The organism is Chloroflexus sp., assembly GCF_056331925.1.
In genome coordinates this window covers 1-5,550 of record NZ_JBWGQH010000050.1, presented here as the reverse complement: position 1 = coordinate 5,550, position 5,550 = coordinate 1, and the positions used below count along the sequence as shown (strand labels likewise).

The following is a 5,550-nucleotide window of genomic DNA, read 5'->3' as shown; positions in this document are numbered from 1 at the left end:
TTTCGGCTCACGGTAGAGCACTGAAACCAAGGAACATTTTATTGGAAACTGAGCCGACACAACTTTCAATACTTTCGGCTCACGGTAGAGCACTGAAACTTTGTAACGATTGAGCAGAAGAGATACTATATTGCCTTTCAATACTTTCGGCTCACGGTAGAGCACTGAAACAGCGGATGGTGCGCATTAAGGAAATACTTAACGCTCTCTTTCAATACTTTCGGCTCACGGTAGAGCACTGAAACAACAGATATAGGACATGGTAATGCACTGCGCATGCGCTTTCAATACTTTCGGCTCACGGTAGAGCACTGAAACTCGCTCCAGCAGCGACGGGGGGGAAGGGGGGAGGATTCTTTCAATACTTTCGGCTCACGGTAGAGCACTGAAACTTCGTAGACGGGTGCTTGCTGTAGCCGCCGTACTGCCTTTCAATACTTTCGGCTCACGGTAGAGCACTGAAACAGAACGCTTTTATTTCTCTTGGCGAAGCATCAATACTTTCAATACTTTCGGCTCACGGTAGAGCACTGAAACCAGCGTCTCGCTGTTGTGCAGATCGAGCGAGAAGGCTCTTTCAATACTTTCGGCTCACGGTAGAGCACTGAAACGCGTATACGCTAGCCGATCCTCACCACTGAGCCGACTTTCAATACTTTCGGCTCACGGTAGAGCACTGAAACTTTCATCGTCGCTAACTGACTGCAAGCACACTCTATCTTTCAATACTTTCGGCTCACGGTAGAGCACTGAAACAGTGAACATGTCATCTTGGCGGATGAAGCATGGAGCTTTCAATACTTTCGGCTCACGGTAGAGCACTGAAACCTTGTTTTGTGGAGGTAGATATGAATACCGAGCAGCCTTTCAATACTTTCGGCTCACGGTAGAGCACTGAAACTTCGGTGCTGCATCGGGATTCGGCGCTCCGACACCGCTTTCAATACTTTCGGCTCACGGTAGAGCACTGAAACGTTTTTGACAAGATCAAACACAAAACTGTAGTCGCGCTTTCAATACTTTCGGCTCACGGTAGAGCACTGAAACTTGCTGCTATCGATGAGATGCGATCTGACGTAACAACCTTTCAATACTTTCGGCTCACGGTAGAGCACTGAAACACGTGTATTGGAATTGGTTGAAGGTCGCGAGATTTAACTTTCAATACTTTCGGCTCACGGTAGAGCACTGAAACCCAGAGTGGAGGGAGTCGTCTGGTGATGACCACGATTCTTTCAATACTTTCGGCTCACGGTAGAGCACTGAAACCAGTGAATAAATGTAAGCGTAACAAGTAATGCACTGCTTTCAATACTTTCGGCTCACGGTAGAGCACTGAAACGGATTATCTGCACGTCGTTCCTCATCAAGAATAGCTTTCAATACTTTCGGCTCACGGTAGAGCACTGAAACGATGTCGTGAGAAAACTGCCGGCAGGGTACATTTCACCTTTCAATACTTTCGGCTCACGGTAGAGCACTGAAACGTCTAACTGATGGTGCAACAACAAATTGATTTAATCTTTCAATACTTTCGGCTCACGGTAGAGCACTGAAACCAATCATTAGCAACATCTAAAACCGTATCTATTGACTTTCAATACTTTCGGCTCACGGTAGAGCACTGAAACTGCTGGAACAGCACGAACCGTTGTTGCGCACTTTGACTTTCAATACTTTCGGCTCACGGTAGAGCACTGAAACTGTGGGTACGGTTAGCAGCGCCGACAGGTGAGCCGCTTTCAATACTTTCGGCTCACGGTAGAGCACTGAAACCGACGTGTACACCACGTTGCAGCCGGTAGCACCAACTTTCAATACTTTCGGCTCACGGTAGAGCACTGAAACTAAAACAGCGCATGGAGGCCCATCAGGCGGCCCTGCTTTCAATACTTTCGGCTCACGGTAGAGCACTGAAACCAGGTACAACGACGGTGCTGCTGCCGGCGGTCGCTGCTTTCAATACTTTCGGCTCACGGTAGAGCACTGAAACAATGATTACTACTATAGTGGTGTAACTACTCGCAGTACTTTCAATACTTTCGGCTCACGGTAGAGCACTGAAACTAGATGATGCTGAAGAGTATGCATCAGACATACCAGCTTTCAATACTTTCGGCTCACGGTAGAGCACTGAAACCATATCAATAGAAGTAGGCATAGTTTAACAATAACTATCTTTCAATACTTTCGGCTCACGGTAGAGCACTGAAACTCATGCGCACGTGGTATACACGGAAGCGCTGTGTAGCGCTTTCAATACTTTCGGCTCACGGTAGAGCACTGAAACCGCGGGGGTTACCTATCGTCCTGGACGCGCGGTTAACTCCTTTCAATACTTTCGGCTCACGGTAGAGCACTGAAACTTGTAGTGAGTACTACAAGGGCTGCATAACCTAGCGAGCTTTCAATACTTTCGGCTCACGGTAGAGCACTGAAACTGGTGAAGTCAAAGTGTTGTTGTTTAATCTTTCGCGCACTTTCAATACTTTCGGCTCACGGTAGAGCACTGAAACTCCGAAACAGGAGCCGTTGCGCGTGCAACTATTCGCCTTTCAATACTTTCGGCTCACGGTAGAGCACTGAAACTAATATCACCTTACACTAATGATATTACCCCCCAAATCTTTCAATACTTTCGGCTCACGGTAGAGCACTGAAACCATACCACCACCATCCCCCCACCCCCTCCCTTATAACTTTCAATACTTTCGGCTCACGGTAGAGCACTGAAACCCTTACAGTCCACCTAGCCACTCGGCGGCATAGTACCTTTCAATACTTTCGGCTCACGGTAGAGCACTGAAACTACAGGTATACCTACTGATGCTCTACCATTCCATGCTCTCTTTCAATACTTTCGGCTCACGGTAGAGCACTGAAACTAAACAACCCGAACGTGTCTAGCGTGAGACGGTTCGCTTTCAATACTTTCGGCTCACGGTAGAGCACTGAAACTCCGAAACAGGAGCCGTTGCGCGTGCAACTATTCGCTTTCAATACTTTCGGCTCACGGTAGAGCACTGAAACATAATTCGTGAGCAGCCCAACAGGATCATCAATAGCTTTCAATACTTTCGGCTCACGGTAGAGCACTGAAACAAGCGATCCTGAGCGTCGTATCGGGGAGATTGTACGCTTTCAATACTTTCGGCTCACGGTAGAGCACTGAAACCCTAATGATTCATTTCTTATTACTTCGCGGAATAATCTTTCAATACTTTCGGCTCACGGTAGAGCACTGAAACTTCTTGTTGTTTGCTTGATTGTTTGCTTGACTTCTCTTTCAATACTTTCGGCTCACGGTAGAGCACTGAAACATGAACACGACTGTCAACAAGTCAGGTCTGTCCTCGTCTTTCAATACTTTCGGCTCACGGTAGAGCACTGAAACTTCCAGTTAACGCACGTATTGCGCAACTTGTCATTATCTTTCAATACTTTCGGCTCACGGTAGAGCACTGAAACCTGTACCATTCTCAACCGGCGGGCGGGGCAAAAACTGCTTTCAATACTTTCGGCTCACGGTAGAGCACTGAAACAGGAAAAACAACGGCGTATCGGGTACCGGTCACGTCTTTCAATACTTTCGGCTCACGGTAGAGCACTGAAACCCGTTTCCCGTGGTGACACTGTCACCATTGAGGCCGAGCTTTCAATACTTTCGGCTCACGGTAGAGCACTGAAACATAACGTCTTGTTGCGACAGCGACCACATTGGTAATCTTTCAATACTTTCGGCTCACGGTAGAGCACTGAAACAAGACAATCCCCTCAAGCTTCATTAACACCTCCCAGTTCTTTCAATACTTTCGGCTCACGGTAGAGCACTGAAACTCAACATTCTTATTCTTGCTTGGCGTCACTTCTCGCTTTCAATACTTTCGGCTCACGGTAGAGCACTGAAACTCGAAACTGGACCGAGTACAGCCCAGTCCAGGTTGGCTTTCAATACTTTCGGCTCACGGTAGAGCACTGAAACTTTTGCTTTCGTTGTCTCTATCATACCACACCGCCCCTTTCAATACTTTCGGCTCACGGTAGAGCACTGAAACTAGCCACCGTAGCCGCAACCGCTGCCGGTGCCCGTGCTTTCAATACTTTCGGCTCACGGTAGAGCACTGAAACCCTTTTCCGTAATAGGTCGCAAACGGGACACAATGTCTTTCAATACTTTCGGCTCACGGTAGAGCACTGAAACTGTTGCGTAGGGGGTAGCATGACAATATATGTGTACTGCTTTCAATACTTTCGGCTCACGGTAGAGCACTGAAACTTCAACGAACCAGCGCATCCTAGCGGATGATGCGCCTTTCAATACTTTCGGCTCACGGTAGAGCACTGAAACAAAGGAGGAGTAATGACGATTGAGTTGATGTTTGGCTTTCAATACTTTCGGCTCACGGTAGAGCACTGAAACATACTTTCGGTCGCGCTGGCGTGGACATTGTTTGCAACTTTCAATACTTTCGGCTCACGGTAGAGCACTGAAACTTGTTTGATCTGGCTTCTTCCTGATGTCTCTATCATCTTTCAATACTTTCGGCTCACGGTAGAGCACTGAAACCTCCCAGACGGAAAGGCGACGCTTGGCCATATTACCTTTCAATACTTTCGGCTCACGGTAGAGCACTGAAACCTTGCGGTAATTGGCAGTATCTCGGCAGGTTCGGTCAGACTTTCAATACTTTCGGCTCACGGTAGAGCACTGAAACAATATCACGCCGACTGCGACGCCGACCGCGACCGCTTTCAATACTTTCGGCTCACGGTAGAGCACTGAAACTTCTTTGCTCGCTTTTTCGCTCGTGATCGACTTCAGCTTTCAATACTTTCGGCTCACGGTAGAGCACTGAAACCGCGCGTCTCTGATCTGGCGCTTGGAGTTCCAGAAGCGCTTTCAATACTTTCGGCTCACGGTAGAGCACTGAAACATTATGAAGTCGAGAGTGATGTGAGAGTACTAAACTTTCTTTCAATACTTTCGGCTCACGGTAGAGCACTGAAACTGCCAGCTGCGTTGGACCCGGTCACGCCGTATTTACTTTCAATACTTTCGGCTCACGGTAGAGCACTGAAACGACGAAAGCTGGCTTACTTCAGCAAAGATTGCAGTAGCGTTTGCTAAGACGTTGTTCCCTGACGCCAGTGTAGTTGGTCACCGTGACCTTGGCGCGACGGAATGTCCTGGGAACCGGTGGGCGGAGTGGCGGGCCGCCCTGAGTGATATTCCTTCCCCATTACACTTGTGGGTATCAACCTTACAGGTGGAAGCTCCGATACGTGTACCATCTCTGGAGTACCAAGAGGACGCGCCGATTATGGCGACGCCACTCTTAACTGGAGAACGGGCCGTGACTGCACTTGTGCGCGCTGCGCTATCGCGCCCGTACCGTTCGTTGTCAGAGAGCACCATCCGCGACATCGCGCAGCAGTACGTTACCGTTGGCGAGCAGGTGGGGGTAGATTACCTTGTAGCCATGGCGCAGATGATCCACGAAACCGGCGCGCTCACGTCGTTCTGGTCCCAACCGCCGCGGCATAACCTTG

General features: G+C 48.6%; 1 pseudogene and 1 CRISPR repeat array. The pseudogene reads left to right on the top strand.

Annotated features, from left to right (window positions below):
- Window positions 1-62: 62 nt before the first annotated feature.
- Window positions 63-5,081: direct repeats of the CRISPR family, unit length 37 nt; unit sequence CTTTCAATACTTTCGGCTCACGGTAGAGCACTGAAAC.
- 240 nt (window positions 5,082-5,321) lie between these two features.
- A pseudogene (locus AC01ZF_RS17420) lies at window positions 5,322-5,550 on the top strand (glucosaminidase domain-containing protein); the annotation flags it as partial.